The 22,652-nt window shown below is 73.4% G+C and carries 20 protein-coding genes; 15 read left to right on the forward strand and 5 right to left on the reverse strand.

Annotation, left to right across the window (positions count from 1 at the left end):
- Positions 1 to 63: 63 nt before the first annotated feature.
- On the forward strand, positions 64 to 957 hold the full coding sequence (locus ACQYWQ_RS22405; RefSeq protein ID WP_431036964.1) for an SRPBCC domain-containing protein: 894 nt from the start codon (positions 64 to 66) through the stop codon (positions 955 to 957).
- A gap of 6 nt (positions 958 to 963) precedes the next feature.
- On the opposite strand, the gene ACQYWQ_RS22410 is transcribed toward ACQYWQ_RS22405, so the two are convergent.
- Both ACQYWQ_RS22410 and ACQYWQ_RS22415 read right to left on the reverse strand, forming a co-directional pair.
- Positions 964 to 1,530, reverse strand: coding sequence for an antibiotic biosynthesis monooxygenase (locus tag ACQYWQ_RS22410; protein WP_431036966.1), 567 nt, complete (start codon positions 1,528 to 1,530; stop codon positions 964 to 966).
- A 43-nt stretch (positions 1,531 to 1,573) separates the two neighbouring features.
- Positions 1,574 to 2,314, reverse strand: coding sequence for a TetR family transcriptional regulator (locus ACQYWQ_RS22415; RefSeq protein WP_431036968.1), 741 nt, complete (start codon positions 2,312 to 2,314; stop codon positions 1,574 to 1,576).
- Between the two features lie 112 nt (positions 2,315 to 2,426).
- Between ACQYWQ_RS22415 and ACQYWQ_RS22420 the strand changes: the two genes are divergently transcribed.
- From ACQYWQ_RS22420 to ACQYWQ_RS22430, 3 genes are all read left to right on the forward strand, one after another.
- Entirely contained in the window at positions 2,427 to 2,591 is a 165-nt protein-coding gene (locus tag ACQYWQ_RS22420) for a hypothetical protein (protein ID WP_431036970.1), read from the forward strand.
- Positions 2,592 to 2,781: 190 nt separating this feature from the next.
- Positions 2,782 to 2,994, forward strand: a complete 213-nt coding sequence (locus ACQYWQ_RS22425; protein WP_431039296.1) for a DUF4190 domain-containing protein — start codon at positions 2,782 to 2,784, stop codon at positions 2,992 to 2,994.
- A 63-nt stretch (positions 2,995 to 3,057) separates the two neighbouring features.
- Positions 3,058 to 4,221, forward strand: a complete 1,164-nt coding sequence (locus ACQYWQ_RS22430; protein ID WP_431039297.1) for a cysteine desulfurase family protein — start codon at positions 3,058 to 3,060, stop codon at positions 4,219 to 4,221.
- Positions 4,222 to 4,327: 106 nt separating this feature from the next.
- On the opposite strand, the gene ACQYWQ_RS22435 is transcribed toward ACQYWQ_RS22430, so the two are convergent.
- Together ACQYWQ_RS22435 and ACQYWQ_RS22440 are read right to left on the reverse strand one after the other, a co-directional pair.
- Entirely contained in the window at positions 4,328 to 4,711 is a 384-nt protein-coding gene (locus ACQYWQ_RS22435; RefSeq protein ID WP_431036972.1) for a VOC family protein, read from the reverse strand.
- Between the two features lie 221 nt (positions 4,712 to 4,932).
- The gene (locus ACQYWQ_RS22440) at positions 4,933 to 5,643 is read right to left on the reverse strand and encodes an N-acetylmuramoyl-L-alanine amidase (protein WP_431036974.1); all 711 of its coding nucleotides are present in this window, start codon (positions 5,641 to 5,643) and stop codon (positions 4,933 to 4,935) included.
- Positions 5,644 to 5,745: 102 nt separating this feature from the next.
- Between ACQYWQ_RS22440 and mnmA the strand changes: the two genes are divergently transcribed.
- On the forward strand, positions 5,746 to 6,876 hold the full coding sequence (gene mnmA, locus ACQYWQ_RS22445; protein WP_431036976.1) for a tRNA 2-thiouridine(34) synthase MnmA: 1,131 nt from the start codon (positions 5,746 to 5,748) through the stop codon (positions 6,874 to 6,876).
- 46 nt (positions 6,877 to 6,922) lie between these two features.
- Here mnmA and ACQYWQ_RS22450 read toward each other — a convergent pair whose 3' ends face one another.
- Positions 6,923 to 7,249, reverse strand: coding sequence for a DUF427 domain-containing protein (locus tag ACQYWQ_RS22450; RefSeq protein WP_431036978.1), 327 nt, complete (start codon positions 7,247 to 7,249; stop codon positions 6,923 to 6,925).
- Positions 7,250 to 7,481: 232 nt separating this feature from the next.
- On the opposite strand from ACQYWQ_RS22450, the gene ACQYWQ_RS22455 reads away from it, so the two are divergent.
- The 10 genes from ACQYWQ_RS22455 (at position 7,482) to ACQYWQ_RS22500 (ending at position 22,637) form a co-directional block, all read left to right on the forward strand.
- The gene (locus ACQYWQ_RS22455; RefSeq protein WP_431036980.1) at positions 7,482 to 8,024 is read left to right on the forward strand and encodes a TIGR00730 family Rossman fold protein; all 543 of its coding nucleotides are present in this window, start codon (positions 7,482 to 7,484) and stop codon (positions 8,022 to 8,024) included.
- Between the two features lie 64 nt (positions 8,025 to 8,088).
- A complete protein-coding gene (locus ACQYWQ_RS22460) occupies positions 8,089 to 8,778 on the forward strand; it encodes an SDR family oxidoreductase (protein WP_431036982.1) in 690 nt (229 codons plus the stop codon).
- Positions 8,779 to 9,098: 320 nt separating this feature from the next.
- A complete protein-coding gene (locus tag ACQYWQ_RS22465; protein ID WP_431036984.1) occupies positions 9,099 to 10,106 on the forward strand; it encodes a methionine synthase in 1,008 nt (335 codons plus the stop codon).
- A gap of 61 nt (positions 10,107 to 10,167) precedes the next feature.
- Positions 10,168 to 12,498, forward strand: coding sequence for an NAD-dependent DNA ligase LigA (gene ligA / locus ACQYWQ_RS22470; RefSeq protein ID WP_431036986.1), 2,331 nt, complete (start codon positions 10,168 to 10,170; stop codon positions 12,496 to 12,498).
- Between the two features lie 1,155 nt (positions 12,499 to 13,653).
- A complete protein-coding gene (locus ACQYWQ_RS22475; RefSeq protein WP_431036988.1) occupies positions 13,654 to 15,714 on the forward strand; it encodes a putative bifunctional diguanylate cyclase/phosphodiesterase in 2,061 nt (686 codons plus the stop codon).
- 565 nt (positions 15,715 to 16,279) lie between these two features.
- Positions 16,280 to 16,579, forward strand: coding sequence for an Asp-tRNA(Asn)/Glu-tRNA(Gln) amidotransferase subunit GatC (gatC, locus tag ACQYWQ_RS22480; protein WP_431036990.1), 300 nt, complete (start codon positions 16,280 to 16,282; stop codon positions 16,577 to 16,579).
- Positions 16,576 to 18,069 (forward strand): Asp-tRNA(Asn)/Glu-tRNA(Gln) amidotransferase subunit GatA, encoded by a 1,494-nt coding sequence (gatA, locus tag ACQYWQ_RS22485; RefSeq protein WP_431036992.1) that lies wholly within the window; start codon positions 16,576 to 16,578, stop codon positions 18,067 to 18,069. Before gatC ends, gatA begins: the two co-directional genes overlap by 4 nt.
- Complete coding sequence (locus ACQYWQ_RS22490; RefSeq protein WP_431036994.1) at positions 18,066 to 18,308, forward strand: hypothetical protein; 243 nt, start codon at positions 18,066 to 18,068, stop codon at positions 18,306 to 18,308. Before gatA ends, ACQYWQ_RS22490 begins: the two co-directional genes overlap by 4 nt.
- A 16-nt stretch (positions 18,309 to 18,324) precedes the next feature.
- The gene (gatB, locus tag ACQYWQ_RS22495) at positions 18,325 to 19,836 is read left to right on the forward strand and encodes an Asp-tRNA(Asn)/Glu-tRNA(Gln) amidotransferase subunit GatB (RefSeq protein ID WP_431036996.1); all 1,512 of its coding nucleotides are present in this window, start codon (positions 18,325 to 18,327) and stop codon (positions 19,834 to 19,836) included.
- A gap of 533 nt (positions 19,837 to 20,369) precedes the next feature.
- Positions 20,370 to 22,637 carry an MMPL family transporter gene (locus ACQYWQ_RS22500; RefSeq protein ID WP_431036998.1) on the forward strand — a complete coding sequence of 756 codons (2,268 nt, stop codon included), beginning with the start codon at positions 20,370 to 20,372 and terminating at the stop codon, positions 22,635 to 22,637.
- Positions 22,638 to 22,652 lie beyond the last annotated feature (15 nt).

Here is a 22,652-nt window from a genome sequence, read left to right on the forward strand (position 1 = left end):
TACGGTTGCCGCGAGCGGCCGGGAACGGCCCTCCGCAGACGCCACCGGCCCCGGGAGTCCCGTATGCAGCCGCGTGCCGACACCCTCACGCGCGACGAGCACGGCAGATCGGTCCTGACCCTGCGCCGTCGCCTCCCGCACCCCGCGCGCCGCGTCTGGGCCGCCCTCACCGAGGCCGCCCTCACCGCCCGCTGGATGCCGGCCGAGGTCCAACTGCGCCCCCGCCCTTCGAGCCCCGTCCGCTTCCGCCTCCCGGGCGCGGCGACCGGCGGCGGCGAGGTGCTGCGCGCCGTACCGCCGTGGTCACTCGGCTACACGTGGGCCGAGCACGAACTGCACTGGTCGCTGCGCCCCGACCGCGCGGCAGGAGCGGCCGACGCGGACACCGCGCCCTGTCTGCTGGGCCTGCGCCACGTCTTCGACGACCACAGGGGCGCCGCGAGCTACGCGGCGGGATGGCACACGTGCCTCACCGCGCTCGCCCAGGTGCTCGACGGCGAGGAACCCGACCACGCGGGCGACGCGGAAGGGGCGCTCCACGAGGTGTACGTCGGCCTCCTCGGCCTCGCGGACTCGACGGTCGACGAGGGCCCCGAGAGCCTGACGATCCGCCTGGAGCGCCAGCTGGTCCGTCCCGTCGACGAGGTCTGGTCCCTGCTCACGCGCGGCGCGCGCCCCCGCCGCGGCGAGCGCGCGCCCGACGGCTTCGGCACGGTCGGCACCCCGGCGGGCGAGATCACCGAGTTGTGCCCCCCGCGCCTGCTCGAATACGCCTGGAGCCCCCTCGGCCGCACCCGTTGGGAACTCCTGCCGGGTACGGGGCACGGCGCCCGGCTCCTGCTCAGCCACTCCTGCCCCCCGCTCCCGGAACCCGCCGTCGCCGCCGCGCAGGCCGCCTGGCACCAGCGCGTCGAGGAACTCGCCGCTCAGCTCCTCGACACGCCGGTGCCCGGCTGAGCGCTCTCAGCGGTGGCTGCCGTACGGCGTGAACCGCCTCCCGGCCGCCCCGCCGCTCGCCGCGTGGGAGGCGGCGTGGGAGGCGGCGTCCGCCCACTCGGTGACGACGAAGGCGCGCGCGCCGTCGCGCGTCAGGTGGACGTGCGCGCCGAGGAGCCCGGGAGCGGGGGCGGGCCGCCCGGTCGTCTCCGCGGGCCCCACGGCCAGCGCGAACACCTCGGCGGGCCGCTCGGCGTCGTACACCGTGGCGCGCGGGGGCCGGGTCCTGTTGAGGCCGGGGCGCTCGATGCCGGGAACGCGCGTGTCCACCCGGCTCACGGTCGTCGCGCGGTGGGCTCGTGCCCACGCGAGGTGCGCCTCATCGCTCGTCCACTGGGCGAGGAAGAGCAGCCCCGAGCCGTCGTCCGCGAGGAAGACGTCCTGCGCGAGGCGGGCGGGGACCGGCGGGCTCGCCCGCCACTCCGCCAGGAGCGCGTCGGCGGCGGCGCGGGCGCGCGCGATGGTGCCGGTGCGCCATTCGCTGAAGAGAACGGTGCCGGCGCCTGGGACGAGGAGTGCGGAGAAGCGTGGCATACGGCACAGTCTGCGACCTCAACCGGACTTGAGGTCAATGAGGTCAAGGGGTCAGGCCGCCGTTCTGGCGGTCCTGGCGGTCCTGGCGGTCCTGGCGGTCTTCGCGCCAGTGGCGCCGCCCCAGTGCCACCACCCGGAGCTTGCGCTCCGCGCCCGTGAGTACCGCGCGCTCCGCCTCCGTGCCGGGCTCCGTCTCCAGGAGCGAGGTCGCGGTGAGCAGGAGCAGATCCACGTACAGCTCGGCGAGCATCTGGATGTCGCCGACGGTCCAGCCGGTCGACTCCGGCTGCGCGGCGAGCCCCTCGGCCACCTCGTACGAGAAGTTGCGCAGCTCCCGGTCGGTCGCCTCGCGCACCGCCCGTACGCCGCCGTGCCGCTCGCGCGCGATGAAGCGCACGTGCGCCGGGTACGCGCGCACGTGGGCGGCGATGAGGGCGACGGCGTCGGCGATGCGGTCCTCGGCGCTCGCCCCGGCCGCGAGCAGTGCGCGCACGACCTGGTGGAGGCTGCCGAGGGTCTCGTCGACGAGGGCGACGCCGAGATCAGGGATGTCGCGGAAGTGCCGGTAGAAGGCGGTCGGCGCGATCCCGGCCGCGCGTGTCACCTCGCGCAGCCCGAGGCCGCTGAGGCTCTGCTCGGCGAGGAGGCCGAGCGCGGCGTCCAGGAGGGCCCTGCGCGTGCGTTCCTTCTGTGCGGCCCTGCTGTGCGGCGCGGGCGCCTCGTCGGTGCGTGCGGGGCCGAGGGGCGCGGGGCCGACGGGTGCGGGGGCGTCGGTGTGATCCATGCCATCCAGTCAACAACTGTTCGCCGGAATTCCCAAGCGCCCGGATGTGTAGACTGGGCAGTCAGTGAACACTTGTACTTACAGATGTTCACCGGCCCTTAAGGAGGTTCGGATGCTCTTCCTCGTCGCGGCCCTGCTTCTGCTCGGCGTCCTGCTCGGCGCCGTCGCCCATCTCCCGGTCGCCGCCTCGCTCCTCGTGGCAGCCGCGATCGGCGCCTGGCTCGTGGTCTTCGCGGTACGGGAACGCCACCGCGCCCACGGGGCGGCACACCGCTGAGTCCCCGCGCACGCCGAGCCACCACCTGGAGGTACCCATGAAGCTCCTCGCCCCGGAAAGCCGCCCCCACCACACCGTGCACCCCGTACGCCTCGCGCGCGTCGCGCGTCCCCGGCGCCCCGAGCCCGCCGCGCAGCCTGCCCCGCAGCCCGCCCCGCGGTCCTCCGCGCGCACCCGCGACGCCGACGGCATGGCCGTCGCCGCCTTCGTGCTCGGGCTCCTCGGTCTCCTCGTGCTCAATGTCGTCCTCGGCCCCGTCGCGCTCGTCCTCGCGGGTCTCGCGCTGTGGCGGGGGACCACGCGGCGCGGGCGGGCCCTGCTCGGCCTCGGCCTCGGGATCGCCGACCTCGTCGTCTTCTTCGCCCTCGCGGCCGCGGACGCGACGCTCTCCTGGAGCATGTGAGCGGCGGCGCGGCGGGCGCGGCCCGAGGGGCCCCGTACGGCTCGTAGAATCGAAGCCACCATGATGGCCTACCTCGATCACGCAGCGACGACCCCGATGCTCCCCGAGGCCGTCGAGGCGCTGAACGCCCAGCTCACCGCCGTCGGCAACGCCTCCTCGCTGCACGCCTCGGGCCGCCGCGCCCGCCGCGTCGTCGAGGAGTCCCGCGAGACGCTCGCCGACGCGCTCGGCGCCCGCCCCAGCGAGGTCGTCCTCACCGCGGGCGGCACCGAGGCCGACAACCTCGCCGTCAAGGGCCTGTACTGGGCCCGCCGCGCCGAGGACCCGCGCCGCGACCGCGTCCTCGCCAGCCCCGTCGAGCACCACGCGGTGCTCGACGCCGTCGACTGGCTCGGCACCCACGAGGGCGCCCGCGTCGAGTACCTGCCCGTCGACGGCTACGGGCGCGTCGCACCCGAGGCGCTGCGCGAGGCGATCGCGCGCGAGCCCGACTCGGTCGCGCTCGCCACGGTCATGTGGGCCAACAACGAGATCGGCACGATCCAGCCCGTCGCCGAACTCGCCGCGGTCGCCGCCGAGTACGGCGTCCCGCTGCACGCCGACGCGGTCCAGGCCTTCGGGCAGATCCCCCTCGACTTCGCCGCTTCGGGGCTCGCGGCCGCGACCGTGAGCGGCCACAAGATCGGCGGCCCCTACGGCATCGGCGCGCTGCTGTTGAGCCGCGCCCTGACCCCCGTGCCCGTACTGCACGGCGGCGGCCAGGAGCGGCACGTGCGCTCAGGGACGCTCGACGTGCCCGCCATCGCCTCCTTCGCCGTCGCCGGCCGGATCGCCGCCGCACGTCAGGAGGAGTTCGCCCGCGAGATCGGCGCGCTGCGCGACCGGCTCGTCACGGCGGTACGGGACGCCGTGCCCGACGCGGTGCTCGGCGGCGACCCGGTCCACAGGCTCCCCGCGAACGCGCACTTCTCCTTCCCCGGCTGCGAGGGCGACTCGCTCCTCCTGCTGCTCGACGCGCAGGGCATCGAGTGCTCGACGGGCTCCGCGTGCACCGCAGGGATCGCGCAGCCCAGCCACGTCCTGCTCGCCACGGGCTCCGACCCCGACCTCGCCCGCGGCACCCTCCGCTTCTCGCTCGGCCACACGACCACCGAGGCCGACATCGACGCGGTCGCCGAGGCGATAGGCCCCGTCGTGGCACGCGCCCGCACGGCCGGGCTGAGCTGAGGCGGAGCCCCGCCGCACGGCCGGGCCGAGCTGAGGCCGAGCCCCGCCCCGCAGGCTCCCTGCCGCCCGCGCCCGCGCCGCGACGGGCGCCGGACGGGCCCGCGCGTCACGCGCTCTCGTGCACCAGGCAGAAGACGTGACCCGCCGGGTCCGCGTAGACGCGCCAGCCCTTGACCGCGGGCGCGGTGGGCAGGCGGCGGGCGCCCGCGGCCAGGGCGATCCGCTCCGCCGCGTCGAGATCGGACACGCCGAGGTCCAGGTGGCTCTGGAGCGGGACGGCGGGGTCCGGCCAGGTGGGGGCGCGGAAGTGGGGATCGCGCTGGAAGGAGAGGACCGCCCCGCCCGGCAGGTGCAGTGTCGCCGAGTCCGCGTCGGGGACCCAGCGGGGATCGGGCCTGTCCACCTCGCCGCCGAGCAGCCGCGCGTAGAAGGCGGCCAGGTCGTGCGGCTCGGGGCAGTTGAGCACCTGGGTCTGCAAGGTGGCGATCATGCGGGGAGCGTATCCGGGGCCTTCGTTCCGCGACCGCCTTCCCCGCCTTCCGCCGAGCGGACCCGCGGACCCGCTCGGCCCGCGGCTCCGCCCACGGCGGCAGGCCCGCGCACCAGGCCGGGCGCCCCGCCCCGTACCGCCGCGCAGGCCCCGTGCTGCCGCGCAGGCCCCGTGCTGCCGCGCAGGCCCCGTACCGGCCCCCGCCGGGAACCACCGCTCTCTCAGACCCTCCGGGCCGCCGCCTTCGTCCCCTCCACCTCCGTGCGCGCCCGGCGCACCAGGCGCATGTACGTGTCCCACGGCCAGAACGTGCCCGGGTCGGTGTGGTCCGAGCCCGGGACCTCGACGTGGCCGATGATGTGCTCGCGGTCGGGCGGGAAGTCGTAGCGCGCGCAGATCGAGGCCGTCAGGCGGGCCGAGGCGCGCAGCATCGCGTCGGTGAAGTCCTGCGGGCGGTCCACCCAGCCCTCGTGCTCGATGCCGATGCTGCGCTCGTTGAAGCTCCTGTTGCCCGCGTGGTACGCGACGTCCAGCTCGCGGATCGTCTGCGCGATGTGACCGTCCTTGCGCACGACGTAGTGCGCCGCCGCGCCGTGCGCCGGGTCCTTGAAGACCTTGAGCGCCACCGGGTAGCTGCCCTGCACGACATGGATCACGACGCGGTCCACGCCGTAGTCCCCCGGCCGGTCGGCGCGCCGCCAGTTCGCCTCCGACGCCGCGACCCACTCCACGCCCGGCTGGTCCACGGCCCCCGCCACGCGCGACCGCTCGACCCCCGGCGCACGCCACCACAGGTGCCGCAGCTCGTCGCGCGCGAGCACCCCCGCGCCCACGGCCGCAGCCGCGCCGCCGACGAGCAGCGCACGCCTGCCGAGCCGCCCGCCGCCGTCCGGCAGGCGGGGCCCGTGTCCGCGACCCGGTGTTCCTTCCATGCAGCTTCCAACGGTCGTACGCGGGACGGTGTTCCCCGCCCCTGGGGGCTCGCGAAAACCCGCGCGAACCGCGCCCCGCACGGCACGTACTCTGGAGGGGCTATGACTGAGACCTCCCCGCGCCCTCTCAAGGTGCTCGCCGCGATGTCCGGCGGCGTCGACTCCGCCGTCGCCGCCGCCCGCGCCGCCGAGGCGGGGCACGACGTGACCGGAGTGCACCTCGCGCTCTCCGCCAACCCGCAGTCCTTCCGCACCGGCGCCCGCGGCTGCTGCACCATCGAGGACTCGCGCGACGCCCGCCGCGCCGCCGACGTCATCGGTATCCCCTTCTACGTCTGGGACCTCGCCGAACGCTTCCGCGAGGACGTCGTCGACGACTTCGTCGCGGAGTACGAGGCCGGCCGGACCCCGAACCCCTGCCTGCGCTGCAACGAGAAGATCAAGTTCGCCGCGCTCCTCGACAAGGCGCTCGCCCTCGGCTTCGACGCCGTCTGCACGGGCCACTACGCGCGCGTCCTGACCCACCCCGACGGCACCCGCGAGCTGCACCGCGCGAGCGACATGGCCAAGGACCAGTCGTACGTGCTCGGCGTACTCGACGACCGCCAGCTCGCGCACGCCATGTTCCCGCTCGGCGACACCGAGACGACCAAGGACGAGATCCGCGCCGAGGCCGAACGGCGCGGCCTCGCCGTCGCCAAGAAGCCCGACAGCCACGACATCTGCTTCATCGCCGACGGCGACACCCAGGGCTTCCTCGCCTCGCGCCTCGGCACGGCGGAGGGCGACATCGTCGACGAGAGCGGTACGCGCGTCGGCACGCACCAGGGCGCGTACGGGTTCACCATCGGCCAGCGCAAGGGCCTGCGCATCGGCCACCCGGCCGCGGACGGCAAGCCGCGCTACGTGCTCGACATCTCGCCCGTGGACAACACGGTCACCGTGGGTCCGCGCGAGTCGCTCGACGTCGCCTCGCTCACCGCCGTACGCCCCCGCTGGTGCGGCACGGCGCCGCTCACGGCGGGCCGCTACACCGCGCAGTTGCGCGCCCACGGCGGCGAGTGCGAGGTGCGCGCGGAGCTGGCGGGCGAGGAACTGCGGGTCGAGTTCGACGCGCCGGTGCGGGGCGTCGCGCCCGGGCAGGCCGTCGTGCTCTACGACGGGACCCGGGTCGTCGGCTCGGCGACCATCGCGACGACGCGGAAGCCGGGGGCGACCGCGGGGGTGCGCTGACGGCGGCCGGGACGGGGTCCCGGCCGCCGCCGCGGGGCGGGCCGGGTCAGTCCGCCAGGACCTCCGTCCCGTAGAAGCAGTAGTGGCCCTTGATCGCCGCCACCTCCGCCTTCGGCTCCTCGTACGCCCAGACCAGGTCGGGGGCGTCGGGGAGCGACCAGTACGAGGCGTCGCCCTTGAACGGGCAGTGCGTCCTCGTGTCGGAGGGGACGAGCAGCGCGGTGCGCACGTCCTCCGGCGGGAGGTAGTACCGCACGGGGCAGCCCGTCTCGCGCAGTACGAGGGGGCGGCGGCTCTCGGCGAGGAGTTCGCCGTCATGCACGACCCGCACGTGCTCCGTGCCGGGGTCGACCGTGATCGTGTGTCCGGCCATGACCGGGGTCCTTTCACTCGGGCTCGTTGCTCTGTCCTGTGGTGCTGCGTGCTGCGTGCTGCGGTGCTGCGGTGCTGTGGTGGTGCGTCCTGCGGTGGTCAGTCCCGTGGTGCTCGGTCCTGCTGTCCTGTGTCAGCTTCCCCGGCGCGGGGTCTGTTCCCGGGGTGCGGCGCCGCGGGTGTCGGGCCGGGGTGCGCGCGACGGGGCGCCGCCCGCGCCGTACCGTTGCGGCATGAACATCTGCGTCTTCCTGTCCGCCGCCGATCTCGACGAGCGCTACACCCGCCCCGCCCGCGCCTTCGCGGAACTCATCGGCCGTCGCGGCCACACGCTCGTGTGGGGCGGCTCGGACACGGGGCTCATGAAGGTCGTCGCGGACGGCGTCGCGGAGAGCGGGGGCGAACTCCTCGGCGTCTCTGTCGAGTTCCTCGCCCACAAGGCGCGCAAGGGCCTCGACACGATGCTCGTCACGAAGGACCTCGCCGAGCGCAAGGCCGAACTCCTCGGCCGCTCCGACGCGATCGTCGTCCTCGTCGGCGGTGCGGGCACGCTCGACGAGGTCACCGAAGTCGTGGAGATGAAGAAGCACGGGATGCACAGCAAGCCCGTCGTCGTCCTCAACACCGAGGGGTTCTACGACGGACTGCGCCGCCAGTTCGAGCGCATGCAGGCGGAGGGCTTCCTGCCCGTCCCCGTCAACGACCTCATGTACTTCACGGACGACCCGGAGACGGCGATGGACTACCTGGAGCGCGTGACGACGACGGCCGAGTGACCGGCCGCGGGCCCGGGGCGGGCGGCCCGGTCGGCGGGGCGGGCCCCGGTGCGATCATGGCCGTATGAGTACGTACGTGATCACCGGGGCCGGCTCCGGAATCGGGGCCGCCGTGGCCCGCCGCCTCCACGCGCGAGGCGATGACCTCGTCCTCCTCGCCCGCGACGCGGGCCGCGCGAAGGAACTCGCCGCCGCCCTCCCCGGCGCCGGGACCCTCGTCGGCGACCTCGCCGAACCCGACCGCCTCTCCTGGGCCTTCTCGCACCAGACCCTGCCCGAGCGGGTCGACGCGCTCCTCCACATCGCCGGCGTCGTCGACCTCGGCACCGTCGGCGAGCTGTCCCTCCCCTCCTGGCGGCAGCAGATCGACGTCAACCTCCTCGCCCCCGCCGAGCTGACCCGCCTCTTCCTGCCGCAGCTGCGCACCGTGCGCGGCCAGGTCCTCTTCGTCAACTCGGGCGCCGGGCTCTCCGCGAGCCCCCAGTGGGCCGCCTACGCCGCGTCCAAGCACGGTCTCAAGGCCCTCGCCGACTCCCTGCGCGGCGAGGAGAAGGAGAACGGCGTCCGCGTCACCACCGTCTACCCCGGCCGCACCACCTCGCCCATGCAGGCGAAGGTGCACCGGCAGGAGGGCAAGGAGTACGACGCCACCGCGTGGATGGACCCGGAGTCCGTCGCCACGACCGTCCTCACGGCGCTCGACCTGCCGAGGGACGCGGTGGTGACCGACCTGATGGTGCGGCCCGGCGGCTGAACCGGCGCGGGGTCCGGGCGGCCGGGGCGCGGAACCGGTTCGCGCGGGGCGGCGTCATGGCGGAACGGGTTCGCGCGGAGCGGCGGTACGGCGGAACCGGTCCGCGGGAGGCCGCCGAGGGGCCGCCGGGCCGCAGAGGGAGCGCCGGGCCCCCGGAACCGGTTCGCGGGATGTCTGTCGTCCGTGCGAACCGGTTCGCCCGCGGTCGGCCGTCTCGTCGCTCCGGTTCGCGCCGGAGCCGTCCCGCGCGGGGCGCACCGTACCGGGACGCCGCTCGGCCCCGTACACCCGCACCCCGCGGCCCCGCCTACGCTTACCGCGTGACCGCACCAACGCCCTCCCTCACCTGGCCCCCCGCCACCGCGATCGGCTCGCTGCCCGGAACCGACGCCCGCGAGGCCGCCCGCGCGGCGACCGGCTCCTTCGAGGACTTCCCGTACCTCGCCGAGCTGCCCGCGCGGGGCCCCGGCGCGGACATGATCGGCCGCACCACAGGGCTCCTCGCCGAGATCTGGGCCCACCTCGAACCGAGCGGCTGGCGCGTCAGCGACCGGCCGGGACGCGACACCCGGCGCGCGCGTTCCTGGCTCGGCGAGGACCTCGACGCGCTGGAGGAGTTCACGCAGGGCCACGACGGGCTCGTCAAGGTGCAGGCCGTGGGCCCGTGGACGCTCGCCGCCTCGCTGGAGCTGCGCGGCGGCGAGGCCGCCCTCTCCGACCCCGGCGCCGTACGCGACCTCGCCGCCTCGCTCACCGAGGGACTGCGCGCGCACCTCGCCGACGTCCGCCGCCGTGTCCCCGCCGCCACCGTCGTCCTCCAACTCGACGAACCCTCGCTCACCGCCGTCCTCACCGGCACCGTTCCCACCGCCAGCGGCTACCGCACCCACCGCGCCCCCGACCGCCAGCTCGTCGAATCGACCCTGCGCGACGTCCTCGCCGTCACCGAGGGCCCCACCGTCGTCCACTCCTGCGCCCCGCACGTCCCCTTCGCGCTCCTGCGCAGGGCCGGGGCGGACGCCCTCTCCTTCGACTTCTCGCTGCTCACCGAACGTGATGACGAGGCGGTCGGAGAGGCCGTCGAGGCGGGGACGCGACTCTTCGCGGGTGTCGTGCCCGGCAGCGACACGGCATTGTCGGACCCTGCCGGTAGCGTCATGGGGGTCAGGTCGTTGTGGCGCAGGATGGGGCTCTCACCGGCGATTCTCCCGCGTTCCGTGGTGATCACGCCGAGCTGCGGGCTCGCGGGGGCCTCGCCCGCGTACGCCCGCGCCGCGATGGCGCACTGCGTCCGCGCCGCACGCTCGCTCGCGGACCACCCGGAGTGACGACCGGGGCGACGGGACCGAAGTGACCACGGGCAGGCACGGGGATACGGGAGGACGGACGATGGCAGGCGAGAAGACGCAGGACAGCACCGGGGCGGAGGGCGCAGGGCCCGTCGACGCGGAGACCGGCGGCGCGGGGGCCGAGGCCGCCGTGCCCGCCGAGGTGCGCGAGGAGCACGACCGCATCGCCCGCGAGGTCGACGAGCACCGCTACCGCTACTACGTCAACGACCAGCCCGTCGTCAGCGACGCCCAGTTCGACGAGCTGCTGCGCCGGCTGACCGCGCTGGAGGAGGAGCACCCCCAGCTCCGTACGCCCGACTCGCCCACCCAGAAAGTCGCGGGCGACTACCAGCAGTTCACGCCCTTCGCCTCCGTCGAGCACCGCGAACGCATGCTCTCGCTCGACAACGTCTTCGACGACGAGGGCCTCGCCGCCTGGGCCGAACGGCTCGCCAAGGAGATCGGCGCGCCCGGCTACCACTACCTGTGCGAGCTGAAGGTCGACGGTCTCGCCGTCAACCTCACCTACGAGAACGGGCGGCTCACGCGCGCGGCGACGCGCGGCGACGGCCGCGTCGGCGAGGACATCACCCCCAACGTACGCACCATCGCGGACATCCCCGAACAGCTCGCGGGGGACCGCGTTCCGGAACTTGTCGAGGTGCGCGGCGAGGTCTACTTCCCGATGGAGGACTTCGAGGCGCTCAACGCCCGCCTCGTCGACGCGGGCGAGAAGCCCTTCGCCAACCCGCGCAACGCGGCGGCCGGTTCGCTCCGCCAGAAGGACCCCAAGGTCACAGCGACCCGCCCGCTCCACATGGTCGTGCACGGCATCGGCGCCCGCGAGGGCTTCACGATCGACCGCCTCTCGCACGCCTACGACCTGCTCCACGAGTGGGGCCTGCCCACCGCCAAGCACAACAAGGTCGTCGACTCGCTCGACGGCGTGCGCTCCTTCATCCGCTACTACGGCGAGCACCGGCACTCCGTCGAGCACGAGATCGACGGAGTCGTCGTCAAGCTCGACGAGATCCCGCTTCAGGGCCGCCTCGGCTCCACCTCGCGCGCCCCGCGCTGGGCCACCGCGTGGAAGTTCCCGCCCGAGGAGGTCAACACCAAGCTCGTCGACATCCGGGTGGGAGTGGGCCGTACCGGGCGTGTCACGCCGTACGCCGTCGTCGAGCCCATCGTCGTCGCGGGCAGCGAGGTCGAGTTCGCGACACTGCACAACCAGGACGTCGTCAAGGCGAAGGGCGTCCTCATCGGCGACACCGTCGTGCTCCGCAAGGCGGGCGACGTCATCCCCGAGATCCTCGGGCCCGTCGTCGACCTGCGCGACGGCAGCGAGCGTGCCTTCGTCATGCCGGCCGAGTGCCCCGAGTGCGGGACGCCGCTGCGCGCGATGAAGGAGGGCGACATCGACCTGCGGTGCCCCAACGCGCGCTCCTGTCCCGCCCAGTTGCGCGAGCGGATCTTCTACCTCGCGGGCCGCAAGAGCCTCGACATCGAACACCTCGGGTACGTCGCCGCCACCGCCCTCACCCAGCCGTTGGAGCCGAGCGAACCCCCCGTACGGGACGAGGGCGACCTCTTCGACCTCACCGCCGAGGAACTGCTCCCGATCCGCTCGTACGTCCTCGACCAGGACTCGGGACTGCCCAAGCGCGACCCGGCGAGCGGCGAGGAGAAGATCGTCACCTTCTTCGCCAACAAGGAGGGCGTCGCGAAGAAGAACACGCTCTCCATGCTGGAGAACATCGAGGCCGCCAAGCAGCGCCCCCTCGCCCAGATCCTCACGGGCCTCTCCATCCGCCACGTCGGCCCCGTCGCCGCCGCGGCGCTCGCCCGCGAATTCCGCTCCATCGACCGGATCTTCGCGGCCGAGGAGAGCGAACTCGCCGAGACCGAGGGCGTGGGCCCGACCATCGCCGCCTCGCTCAAGCAGTGGTACGAGGAGGAGTGGCACCGCGAGATCCTCCGCAAGTGGAAGGCGGCGGGCGTCCGCATGGAGGCCGCCGAGTCCGAGACCGACACGGGCCCGCGCCCCCTCGAAGGACTCACCGTCGTCGTCACGGGCACCCTGGAGCGCTGGACCCGCGACGCGGCGAAGGAAGCGCTCCAGTCGCGTGGCGCGAAAGTGACCGGCTCGGTCTCGAAGAAGACCTCGTTCGTCGTGGTCGGCGACAACCCCGGCTCCAAGTACGACAAGGCGCTGTCGCTGAAGGTCCCTGTCCTGGAGGAGAACGGTTTCGCGATCCTTCTGGAGGAGGGACCAGAGGCGGCCACCGAGGCGGCGGTCAGGCCGGCGGAGGAGACGGCGGAGAACGAGGAGAAGAAGAAGCAGAAGGAGAAGACGGAGGCGGAGGGGCAGGGGGAGCCGGAGGAGTAGGCGGCCGCTGGGGCGGGGTGCGCTCCGTCGGCGGGGGAGGAGCGGGGGAGTTCCCGGGCGCGCGGCGGGGCGGAGCGCGGCGGCGGGGCGGGGTGGGACGGGCGGGCCGGGGGCGCGGAAAGGGCCGTGCGCCGGGGCGCTCGTAGGGTGTGCGCGGGGCCGCTCGTACGGGAACGGGCGGTGCCCGACGGGCGGTTGACCGGCGCCTCGCCGGGTGGCCGGTGCGCCTCGGAGCACGGGTGACGGTCCGCGCCTTCGGCACATACCAGACGCATCCGTAAGGCCGGGGCGCATTCGGGCAACCCCGTGCTACGCCTGCCCCAGGAGGCCCTTCGCGGCCTAGTGTGGACTGGCGCGCCCGCCGTCTCCGCCCGTGAGGCCGGAACGAGGGCTCCGCACCGAAGGCTTCGGGCCGGGGTACGGGTACCGCCGGTGGTGAGAGGGACGGGAATGGAACCGACCGAGAGCGTCGCCCCAGTCTCCAGGCTGCGGCAGCGGACGCGCCAAGCCCTGCGAAGACTGCGTGCGCTCGCCGGACGGGGCCCCCTGCCCCCCACGCGCACCCCCCCGCCCCCACACCCCGAGCCCCCCACCCCCACCGTGATCCCCGACCCACCCGAGTCCCCCGCTCCCCGCCCCTCCCTCCCGCACCGCCCCGCCTCGTCCATCGCGAGCGCGGGCCCCCTGATGCGCCCGGCGAGCCAGGCACTCGGCGCCGGCGCCGGGGACGACCGAGGGACGGAGCCGTCGTCGCGCGGAGCCGAAACAGCGGCGCACGCGCCCGAGTCGCAGCCGCGCGCGCCCGAACCGGCGGTACGTGGGCGCGAGGCCGTGGCCCGCGGGTCTGAGGCCGTGGCGTCCGGGCCCGAAGCCGCGGCGCGTGGGCGTGGGTCTGAGGCCGCGGCGCGTGGGCGTGAGGCTGCGGCGCGGGGGACCGGGCCCGGTGAAGGCGGGCTCGGGGCCGAAACGCGGGAGGGCGGGGCCGTCACGCCACGGGCGAAGCGCGGCCCGCGTGGGGCCAAGGCCCGGGCGAGCCGGGGGGAGGGCGGAGAGCCGGCTGCGTACGGGGGCATACCCGGAGGCGCCCGCACGAGTGTCACGGGCGGCGGTGCCGGGGGCGGGTACGGGGACAGCGCGCTGCCTCAGCGGGCTGGGGTGCCGTCCGGGCGGGTGCTGCCCGCGCTGCCCGCCGCCGTCGTGGCGCTCGCCGCCGCGCTCCTCGGCACGGGGGTCGTCCGCGCCCTCGGCACCCGGCACGGGCTCTTCCCCGGCGGTGTCGACGGCTGGTCCCTCGCCGTGCTCACCGGCCTCATCGTCGGGCACCTCGTCGCCCTCGGCAGGGACCGCTGGTGGGGCGGCACGGGCTCGGGCGCCGCGCTCACCCTCGCCGTCCTGCTCCTGTACGGCTGGCTGCCCGCCGTCCTCGTGAGCCTCACCGTCGTCGTCCTCGTCGGACTGGCCCGCCGGCGTCGCTGGCGACGCGGCATCCTGCACGGTGCCGTCGACATCCTCGGCACCGTCGCCGGGGCCCTCGCCCTGGCCGCGTGCGGAGTCATGCCGAGCGTCGAGCAGCCCTGGCGCCCCGAGCGCTGGGACCTCTACACCGTCCCCGAACTCCTCCTCACGGGCCTCGCCTACCTGCTGGTCACACGCGTCCTGCTGTGGCTGCTCCACACCCCCCGGGTCCCGCGCCTGCCCACCGCCACCCGTACCGCGGTGAACCGGCAGTTCCTCGTCGCGGTCGCTCTGCTCGGTATCGCCCCCCTCATCTGCGTCGTCGCCGCCTACCAGCCCGTACTGCTGCCCCTGTTCGCCATTCCCCTCTACGCTCTCGACACCTCGCTGTGGATGGCGCACGCCCGGGCCGAGGAGCAACTGCGCGATCCCCTCACGGGACTGCCCAACCGACAGTGGCTCCTCGAACGCATCTGGACCGCGCTCGACGCCGCCGAACGAGAGGGCGGCAGGACCGCGCTGCTCCTGATCGACCTCGATCGTTTCCGCTCCGTCAACGACACCCTCGGCCACCTCGCGGGCGACCGCCTCCTTCTCCAGGTCGCCGAACGGCTGCGGGTCTCCCTGCCCCGCGAGGCGGAGGCCGCCCGGCTCGGAGGGGACGAGTTCGCGATACTCCTTCCTGCTGCCGACTCGACCACCTCCGCGCAGCGCCTCGCCCGCCGCCTCGTCGGCGATCTCGGCTCCCCCCTCGACCTCGACGGACTGACCCTCGTCCTGGAGGCCAGCGCCGGAGTCGCCGTCTTCCCCGACCACGCGCTCGACGCCGAAGGGCTGCTGCGCCGCGCCGACGTGGCGATGTACCAGGCCAAGCGGGACCGCAGCGGTGTCGAGGTGTACGAGTCCAAGCGCGACTCCAACACCCCCGACCGGCTGGGCCTCCTCGGTGACCTGCGCCGTGCGCTCGACACTGGCGATGTCGAGCTGCACTACCAGCCGAAGGTTCGTTTCGACGGCGAAGTCGCCGGCCTGGAGGCGCTTGTGCGCTGGGTGCACCCGGAGCGGGGGAAGGTCCCTCCGGACGAGTTCATCGCCATCGCCGAGAGCAGCGGTCTCATGCCGTACCTCACGGAGTACGTGCTTGAGACCGCGCTCGCGCAGGTCGCGCGGTGGCGCGCGCAGGGGCTCTACGTCCCTGTCGCGGTGAACGTCTCTCCCCGTGACGTCCACACCCCGGGCTTCGCGGGGGCCGTCGCGGGACGCCTCGCGCGGCACGGCGTCCCGCCGGGCGCCCTTCAGCTGGAGATCACCGAGCACGTACTCCTCGAAGATCCCCAGCGCGCGGCCGACACCCTCGCCGGCCTCACCGGGCACGGCGTGAAGATGTCCCTCGACGACTTCGGCACGGGCTACTCCTCCCTTGTCCACCTGCGCCGCCTCCCCGTGAGCGAGCTGAAGATCGATCGCTCGTTCGTCGCCCGCCTCGCCATCGACACCGAGGATGCCGAGATCGTGCGGTGCACCGTGGATCTCGCCCACTCCCTGGGTCTCGTCGTCGTCGCCGAGGGCGTCGAGGACGACGAGACGTGGGAGAGGCTGCGAGACCTCGGCTGTGACGCGGTCCAGGGCTGGCTGGTCTCGGCCGCGATGCCCCCGGAGGAGACCACCGCCTGGCTGCGTGCACGTGGCGCGGCTCACCGCCTCGAACCTCGGGCGGCGTGCCCGCCGCAGGTCCGGGGAGGCGGAACCGCGGCGGGGTGAGACCGGTGCCCTCGTCGCCTCCTGCGTGCGGCATGCGGCAGGCGGTGGAGGCTGACGGAGCAATCGTGCTTGGTGCTTGAGTGAGGCACCGGTCCTCGCGCTGAGGACACAGTGGCACATCCCGGCGGTCCGTGCTTCGGGCCGGGAACGCCCGCCACCTGTAAGAGTGAGAGCTTTTTCGGGAACGGCGAAGTTATCCACAGATTCGCGGGATGGGGGCGGGGTGGGTGGCGGGAGCTGAAAGACTGGTGTCGGGGCGCCCCCCTGGGAGGGCGGGGGCTGCCCCGAGCGGGCGGGGCTGCCGCGAGGGCCGGGGCTGCGCTCACCTCGCGTACGGCCCCCACCCCCACCCCCCGGCCGACCATCCCCGCACCCCGCAGACCACCCCCGCACCCGCCCCCTCCACCCCCGCCCCATCTCCCCGCACCCGCGCCCCACCCTCGTCCCACCCGCGCCCCAGCCCCGTCCCACCCCCGTCCCACCCCCGCCCCGCCCCACCGCCCTTCCGCTCGGCCATAGGATTGCCCCCGTAGTCCATGAACCGAGACCCCAGAAGGATCGCCGCATGCCTGGCATTACGCGCGAGGAGGTAGCTCACCTCGCACGGCTGGCGCGCCTGGAGCTGTCCGCGGAGGAGCTGGAGCACTTCGCAGGACAGCTGGACGACATTCTCGGCGCGGTGGCCCGCGTCTCCGAGATCGCCGACCAGGACGTACCGCCGACCTCTCACCCGTTGCCGCTGACCAATGTCATGCGCGCGGACGAGGTCCGACCCTCGCTCACCCCGCAGCAGGCACTCTCCGGAGCCCCCGCGCAGGAGCAGCAGCGATTCAAGGTTCCTCAGATCCTCGGGGAGGAGGCATGACCGAGATCATCAGGCTCACCGCCGCCGAGACGGCCGAGAAGATCGCCTCCGGCGAACTCACCGCGGTGCAGGTCACCGAGGCCCACCTCGCCCGTATCGAGGCCGTGGACGAGAAGGTCCACGCCTTCCTCCACGTCGACCGCGAGGGCGCGCTCGCGCAGGCCCGTGCCGTCGACGAGAAGCGCGCCCGCGGCGAGAAGCTCGGCCCGCTCGCCGGCGTACCGCTCGCGCTCAAGGACATCTTCACGACCGAGGGCGTGCCCACGACGGTCGGCTCGAAGATCCTGGAGGGCTGGATTCCGCCGTACGACGCGACCGTCACCCGGCGCCTCAAGGACGCCGACGTCGTCATCCTCGGCAAGACCAACATGGACGAGTTCGCGATGGGCTCCTCCACCGAGAACAGCGCCTACGGCCCCACGGGCAACCCCTGGGACCTCACCCGTATCCCCGGCGGTTCCGGCGGTGGCTCCAGCGCCGCGCTCGCCTCCTTCGAGGCGCCGCTCGCGATCGGCACCGACACCGGCGGCTCCATCCGCCAGCCCGCCGCCGTCACCGGCACCGTCGGCGTCAAGCCGACCTACGGCGGTGTCTCGCGCTACGGCATGGTCGCCTTCTCCAGCTCCCTCGACCAGGGCGGCCCCTGCGCCCGTACGGTCCTGGACGCGGCCCTCCTCCACGAGGTGATCGCCGGCCACGACCCGCTCGACTCCACCTCCATCGACGCTCCCGTGCCGCCCGTCGTCGAGGCCGCGCGCAACGGCAGCGTCGCCGGGATGCGCGTCGGTGTCGTCAAGCAGTTCCGCGGCGAGGGCTACCAGGCCGGTGTCGTGCAGCGCTTCGACGAGTCCGTCGAGCTGCTCAAGGAACTGGGCGCCGAGATCGTCGAGCTGGACTGCCCGTCCTTCGACCTCGCGCTCTCCGCGTACTACCTCATCGCCCCCTCCGAGTGCTCCTCGAACCTCGCGCGCTTCGACGCGATGCGGTACGGGCTGCGCGTGGGCGACGACGGCACCCGTTCGGCCGAGGACGTCACCGCGATCACGCGCGGCGAGGGCTTCGGGCCCGAGGTCAAGCGGCGCGTCATCCTCGGTACGTACGCGCTCAGCTCCGGCTACTACGACGCGTACTACGGCTCCGCGCAGAAGGTGCGCACGCTCATCACGCAGGACTTCGCGCGCGCCTTCGAGCAGGTCGATGTCGTCGTCTCGCCCACGACGCCCACCACCGCCTTCGCGATCGGTGAGCGCAGCGACGACCCGATGGCGATGTACCTCGCCGACCTCTGCACCATCCCGACCAACCTCGCGGGCAACGCCGCGATGTCGCTGCCCTGCGGCCTCGCGCCCGAGGACGGGCTCCCCGTCGGGCTCCAGATCATCGCCCCGGCGATGAAGGACGAGCGTCTCTACAAGGTCGGAGCCGCCGTCGAGGCCGCTTTCGTGGAACGCTGGGGTCACCCGCTGCTTGAGGAGGCACCGTCGCTGTGAGCAACGCACTGAGCAAGGCCAAGGGTTTCAAGAAGTCCAAGACCGGCACGTACGTGTCGATCGGCACCACCGCCTTCGGCGCGATCAACGTCGTCAAGCAGGTCAAGCGCGCCCGCAACGAGGGCGACAAGCTGCGCCTGGTCGACGCGGTCGTGACCGGCGCCGGCATCATCACCGGGCTCGCCATCCTCTACCGGGAGCTGAAGCGCCTCGGTGACGACGACGTCCTGCTGGGCTGAGAGGGAAAGTTTCACCGTGACCGTCACCGCTGACCTGGTGCCGTACGAGGACGCCCTCGCGTCCTACGACCCCGTCATGGGCCTGGAGGTCCATGTCGAGCTCGGCACCAGGACCAAGATGTTCTGCGGGTGCTCCGCCGCTCAGGGCGCGGAGCCCAACGCGCAGACCTGTCCCACCTGCCTCGGCCTGCCCGGGGCACTCCCCGTCGTCAACGCCATCGGCGTCGAGTCCGCGATCCGTATCGGTCTCGCGCTCAACTGCTCGATCGCCGAGTGGTGCCGCTTCGCCCGGAAGAACTACTTCTATCCGGACATGCCGAAGAACTTCCAGACCTCCCAGTACGACGAGCCCATCGCCTATGACGGCTACCTCGACGTGCAGCTGGAGGACGGCAGCGTCTTCCGCGTGGAGATCGAGCGCGCCCACATGGAGGAGGACACCGGCAAGTCCCTCCACATCGGTGGCGCCACCGGACGCATCCACGGCGCCTCGCACTCGCTGCTCGACTACAACCGCGCAGGCATCCCCCTCATCGAGATCGTCACCAAGCCGATCGAGGGCGCCGGGGAGCGTGCCCCCGAGGTCGCCCGCGCCTACGTCGCCGAGCTGCGCGAGGTCATCCGCTCCCTCGGTGTCTCCGAGGCGCGGATGGACAAGGGGCAGATGCGCTGCGACGTGAACCTGTCGCTGCGCCCCAACGGCACCACGCCGCTCGGGACGCGCAGCGAGACGAAGAACGTCAACTCGCTGCGCTCCGTGGAGCGTGCCGCCCGCTTCGAGATCCAGCGGCACGCCGCCGTGCTCTCCTCCGGGGGCACGATCGTGCAGGAGACCCGTCACTTCCACGAGGAGGACGGCTCCACCACCTCCGGGCGGATCAAGGACAACGCGGAGGACTACCGGTACTTCCCGGAACCCGACCTCGTGCCCGTCGCCCCGCCGAAGGAGTGGGTCGAGCAGCTGCGCGGCGAGCTGCCGGAGCTGCCGCTCGCCCGTCGCAACCGCCTTCGCGAGGAGTGGGGCGTCGGGGCGCACGAGATGCAGTCGATGCTCAACGCCGGTGCCCTCGACCCGATCGTCGCGACGATCGATGCCGGGGCGCCCGCGGACCAGGCTCGCAAGTGGTGGATGGGCGAGCTGGCCCGGCACGCCAACGAGTCGGGCCGTGCGCTCGACGAGCTGCCCATCACCCCCGCACAGGTCGCGCGCGTCACCGCGCTCGTGGCCGCTGGCGACCTCAATGACAAGCTCGCCCGTCAGGTCATCGAGGGTGTGCTCGCCGGCGAGGGTGAGCCGGATGCCGTCGTCGAGAAGCGTGGCCTCAAGGTCGTCTCCGATGACGGCGCGCTCGGCACCGCCGTCGACGAGGCCATCGCGGGCAACGCGGCCATCGCCGACAAGATCCGCGGCGGCAAGGTCGCCGCGGCGGGCGCGCTCGTCGGCGCCGTCATGAAGGCCACCCGCGGCCAGGCCGACGCCGCCCGCGTCAAGCAACTCATCCTGGAGAAGCTGGGCGTGAGCGAGTAGCCACGCCTGCGCTCCGCGAAGTGACGAGGGGCGGTTTCCCACTGCGAGGTGGGGAGCCGCCCCTTTCGGTTCACGGGCGTGCGCTCAACGGTTGGGTGTACGGGTGTGCGCTCAACCAGATTGGGTGTACGGGTGTGCGCTCGGCGAGATTCGATGGACAGGTGTGCGCGCTCGACGGCGTTCGGCGTACGGGTGTGCGCTGTACGGGCTCTCGCTGCCTCCGGCTCCCTCGCCCCGAACGTCCCCCTTCGCCTCCCCTCTTCGTCTCCCACTCCTTCGTCTCCCACCCTTCGCCTCCCGCGCCCACCTCTCTCACCCCCCGCCCTCCAGCCGTTCCCAAAAAATTCCCGTAGGGCGGGAATAAGGCTCTGTGAGGCCGCACACGAAAGGGTCAAACGATCAATCTTTGCTGTCACAGTGTCCGGAACCGCCCGCTCCGGGCCGGTTTCGGGGCCTGACCCCTTGGCGTCCGCTTCCGCGCGTCGCGCCATTGGCTCCCTCCGCACGTCCACGAAGCCCCCAGGGAGCCGTCCGTGGCAGCACTCGCCCGCTGGTGCGTCAAGCACCGTCTTCTCACCGTCGTTCTCTGGCTCGTGGTGCTCGCGGGCACCGCGGTGGGCGGGCTGCTCGCCGGTTCCGCGTACTCGAACGACTACGACGCCCCCGGCACCGAGTCCGGGCGCGCGACGCGCCTCCTGGAGGAGAACTTCCCCGGGCTCGCGGGCGACAGCGACACCGTCGTGTGGCACACCGACCAGGGGTCCGTCCGCGCCGCCGCCGTCGAGCAGACGATGGGCCGCACCCTCGACGATCTCGCCGACCTGCCCGGCGTCTCTGCCGTCACCGGCCCCTACCAGGGCACCGGCGAAGGCGGCGGCATCAGCGCCGACGGGCACACCGCGTACGCCACCGTCACCTTCGACAAGCCGGCCGACGACCTCCCCGCCGGACAGGCACAGGCCGTCGTCGACACCGCGCAGGCCGCCACCGGCCCCGACCTCCAGGTCGAACTGGGCGGCAGCGCCGTCGCCACCACCGAGTCCGCAGGGCTGCACGTGAGTGAGGCCATCGGTGTCGGCGTCGCCGCGATCGTCCTCTTCCTGGCCTTCGGCTCGCTCCTCGCGAGCCTCCTGCCGATCGCCACCGCGCTCGTCGCCGTCGGCACCGCGTACAGCGCCATCACGCTGCTCGGCCACGCCATGACCGTCGCCGACTTCGCGCCCATGCTCGGAATGCTCGTAGGGCTCGGCGTCGGCATCGACTACGCACTCTTCATCGTCACGCGCCACCGCAGAGCCCTGCGCCGCGGCACGGACCCCGACAAGGCCGCCGTCGACGCGACGGCGACGACGGGACGCGCCGTCGTCTTCGCCGGGGCCACCGTGTGCATCGCCCTGCTCGGGCTGCTCATCTTGCGGCTCTCCTTCCTCAACGGCGTCGCGATCGCCGCCGCGCTCACCGTGCTGCTCACCGTCGCGGCCTCCGTCACGCTGCTGCCCGCGCTCCTCTCGTACACCGGAGCCCGCGCCCTCAGCCGCCGCGAACGCCGCAGGCTCGCCGAGCGCGGCCCCGGGCCGCAGACGCCCAGCGGCTTCGCCGCGCGCTGGTCGGCCTTCGTCGAACGGCATCCGCGGCTGCTCGGCGCGGGCGCCGTCGCCGTCGTCGCGCTGCTCGCCCTGCCCACCTTCTCGCTCCACCTCGGCACCTCCGACCAGGGCAACAACCCCGCGACGTCCACGACGCGCAAGGCGTACGACCTCCTCGCGGGCGACGGCCGCGAGGGCTCGGGCTTCGGGCCCGGCGCCAACGGGCCGCTCACTCTCGTCACGCACATCGACGGGGCGCAGGACAGGCTCGCGCTCGACCGGCTCCAGGACGGCCTCGCCGACGTCCAGGGCGTCGCGTCGGTCAGCCCCGTCACGTACGACCAGCGCGGTGATGCCGCGTACCTCACCGTCGTGCCCGCGTCCTCGCCGCAGTCCAAGCAGACCAGCGCGCTCGTCGAGCGGCTGCGCGAGGACGTCCTGCCGCGCGCCGAGAGCGGCACTTCGCTCGACGTCGCCGTCGGCGGCGTCACGGCCGGGTACGACGACTTCGCGCGGCTCATCGTGGGGAAGATGCCGATGTTCATCGGCGTCGTCATCGCGCTCGGCTCCGTCCTGCTGCTGCTCGCCTTCCGCTCCCTCGCGATCCCGCTCAAGGCCGCTGTCATGAACATCGCCGCCGTCGGCGGGGCCTTCGGCGTCGTCGTCGCGATGTTCCAGTGGGGCTGGGGCAGCGAACTGCTCGGGCTCGGCGCATCCGGGCCCATCGAGCCCTTCCTCCCGGTGATCATGGTCGCGGTGCTCTTCGGACTCTCGATGGACTACCAGGTCTTCCTCGTCAGCCGGATGTACGAGGAGTGGCGCGAGACGGGCGACAACCGGCGCGCGGTGCGCGTCGGCCTGGCCGAGACGAGCCGTGTCATCAACTCGGCCGCCGTCATCATGATCTCGGTCTTCCTCGCCTTCGTGCTCTCGGGCGACCGCGTCATCTCGATGTTCGGCATCGCGCTCGCCGTCGCGGTCGCCCTCGACGCCTTCGTCCTGCGCACCCTGCTCGTGCCCGCGCTCATGCACATGCTGGGCGGCGCGAACTGGTGGCTGCCGCAGTGGATGGACCGGTGGCTGCCCCGGCTCAGCATCGAAAAGCCCGTGTCGGACGAGGAGGGCGTCTCTAGAGTCGTGCCCGGTCCGCGACCGGCGGACGAGGGCGGACGCGAGGAGGCGACCGCTCACGAGGACGACCGGGTACGGGCCTGACCGGGCCGCACCCCA

The organism is Streptomyces sp. P6-2-1 (assembly GCF_050613165.1).
Taxonomy (GTDB): domain Bacteria; phylum Actinomycetota; class Actinomycetes; order Streptomycetales; family Streptomycetaceae; genus Streptomyces.

Coding starts and splice junctions, on each gene's coding strand:
- ACQYWQ_RS22410 (WP_431036966.1), bottom strand. CDS start 1,530: ATGCCACGCTTCTCCGCACTCCTCGTCCCAGGCGCCGGCACCGTTCTC.
- ACQYWQ_RS22425 (WP_431039296.1), top strand. CDS start 2,782: ATGGCCGTCGCCGCCTTCGTGCTCGGGCTCCTCGGTCTCCTCGTGCTC.
- ACQYWQ_RS22420 (WP_431036970.1), top strand. CDS start 2,427: ATGCTCTTCCTCGTCGCGGCCCTGCTTCTGCTCGGCGTCCTGCTCGGC.
- gatA (WP_431036992.1), top strand. CDS start 16,576: ATGACCGAGATCATCAGGCTCACCGCCGCCGAGACGGCCGAGAAGATC.
- ligA (WP_431036986.1), top strand. CDS start 10,168: ATGGCAGGCGAGAAGACGCAGGACAGCACCGGGGCGGAGGGCGCAGGG.
- ACQYWQ_RS22460 (WP_431036982.1), top strand. CDS start 8,089: ATGAGTACGTACGTGATCACCGGGGCCGGCTCCGGAATCGGGGCCGCC.
- ACQYWQ_RS22405 (WP_431036964.1), top strand. CDS start 64: ATGCAGCCGCGTGCCGACACCCTCACGCGCGACGAGCACGGCAGATCG.
- ACQYWQ_RS22440 (WP_431036974.1), bottom strand. CDS start 5,643: ATGGAAGGAACACCGGGTCGCGGACACGGGCCCCGCCTGCCGGACGGC.
- ACQYWQ_RS22450 (WP_431036978.1), bottom strand. CDS start 7,249: ATGGCCGGACACACGATCACGGTCGACCCCGGCACGGAGCACGTGCGG.
- ACQYWQ_RS22415 (WP_431036968.1), bottom strand. CDS start 2,314: ATGGATCACACCGACGCCCCCGCACCCGTCGGCCCCGCGCCCCTCGGC.
- mnmA (WP_431036976.1), top strand. CDS start 5,746: ATGACTGAGACCTCCCCGCGCCCTCTCAAGGTGCTCGCCGCGATGTCC.
- gatC (WP_431036990.1), top strand. CDS start 16,280: ATGCCTGGCATTACGCGCGAGGAGGTAGCTCACCTCGCACGGCTGGCG.
- ACQYWQ_RS22430 (WP_431039297.1), top strand. CDS start 3,058: ATGGCCTACCTCGATCACGCAGCGACGACCCCGATGCTCCCCGAGGCC.
- ACQYWQ_RS22455 (WP_431036980.1), top strand. CDS start 7,482: ATGAACATCTGCGTCTTCCTGTCCGCCGCCGATCTCGACGAGCGCTAC.
- ACQYWQ_RS22435 (WP_431036972.1), bottom strand. CDS start 4,711: ATGATCGCCACCTTGCAGACCCAGGTGCTCAACTGCCCCGAGCCGCAC.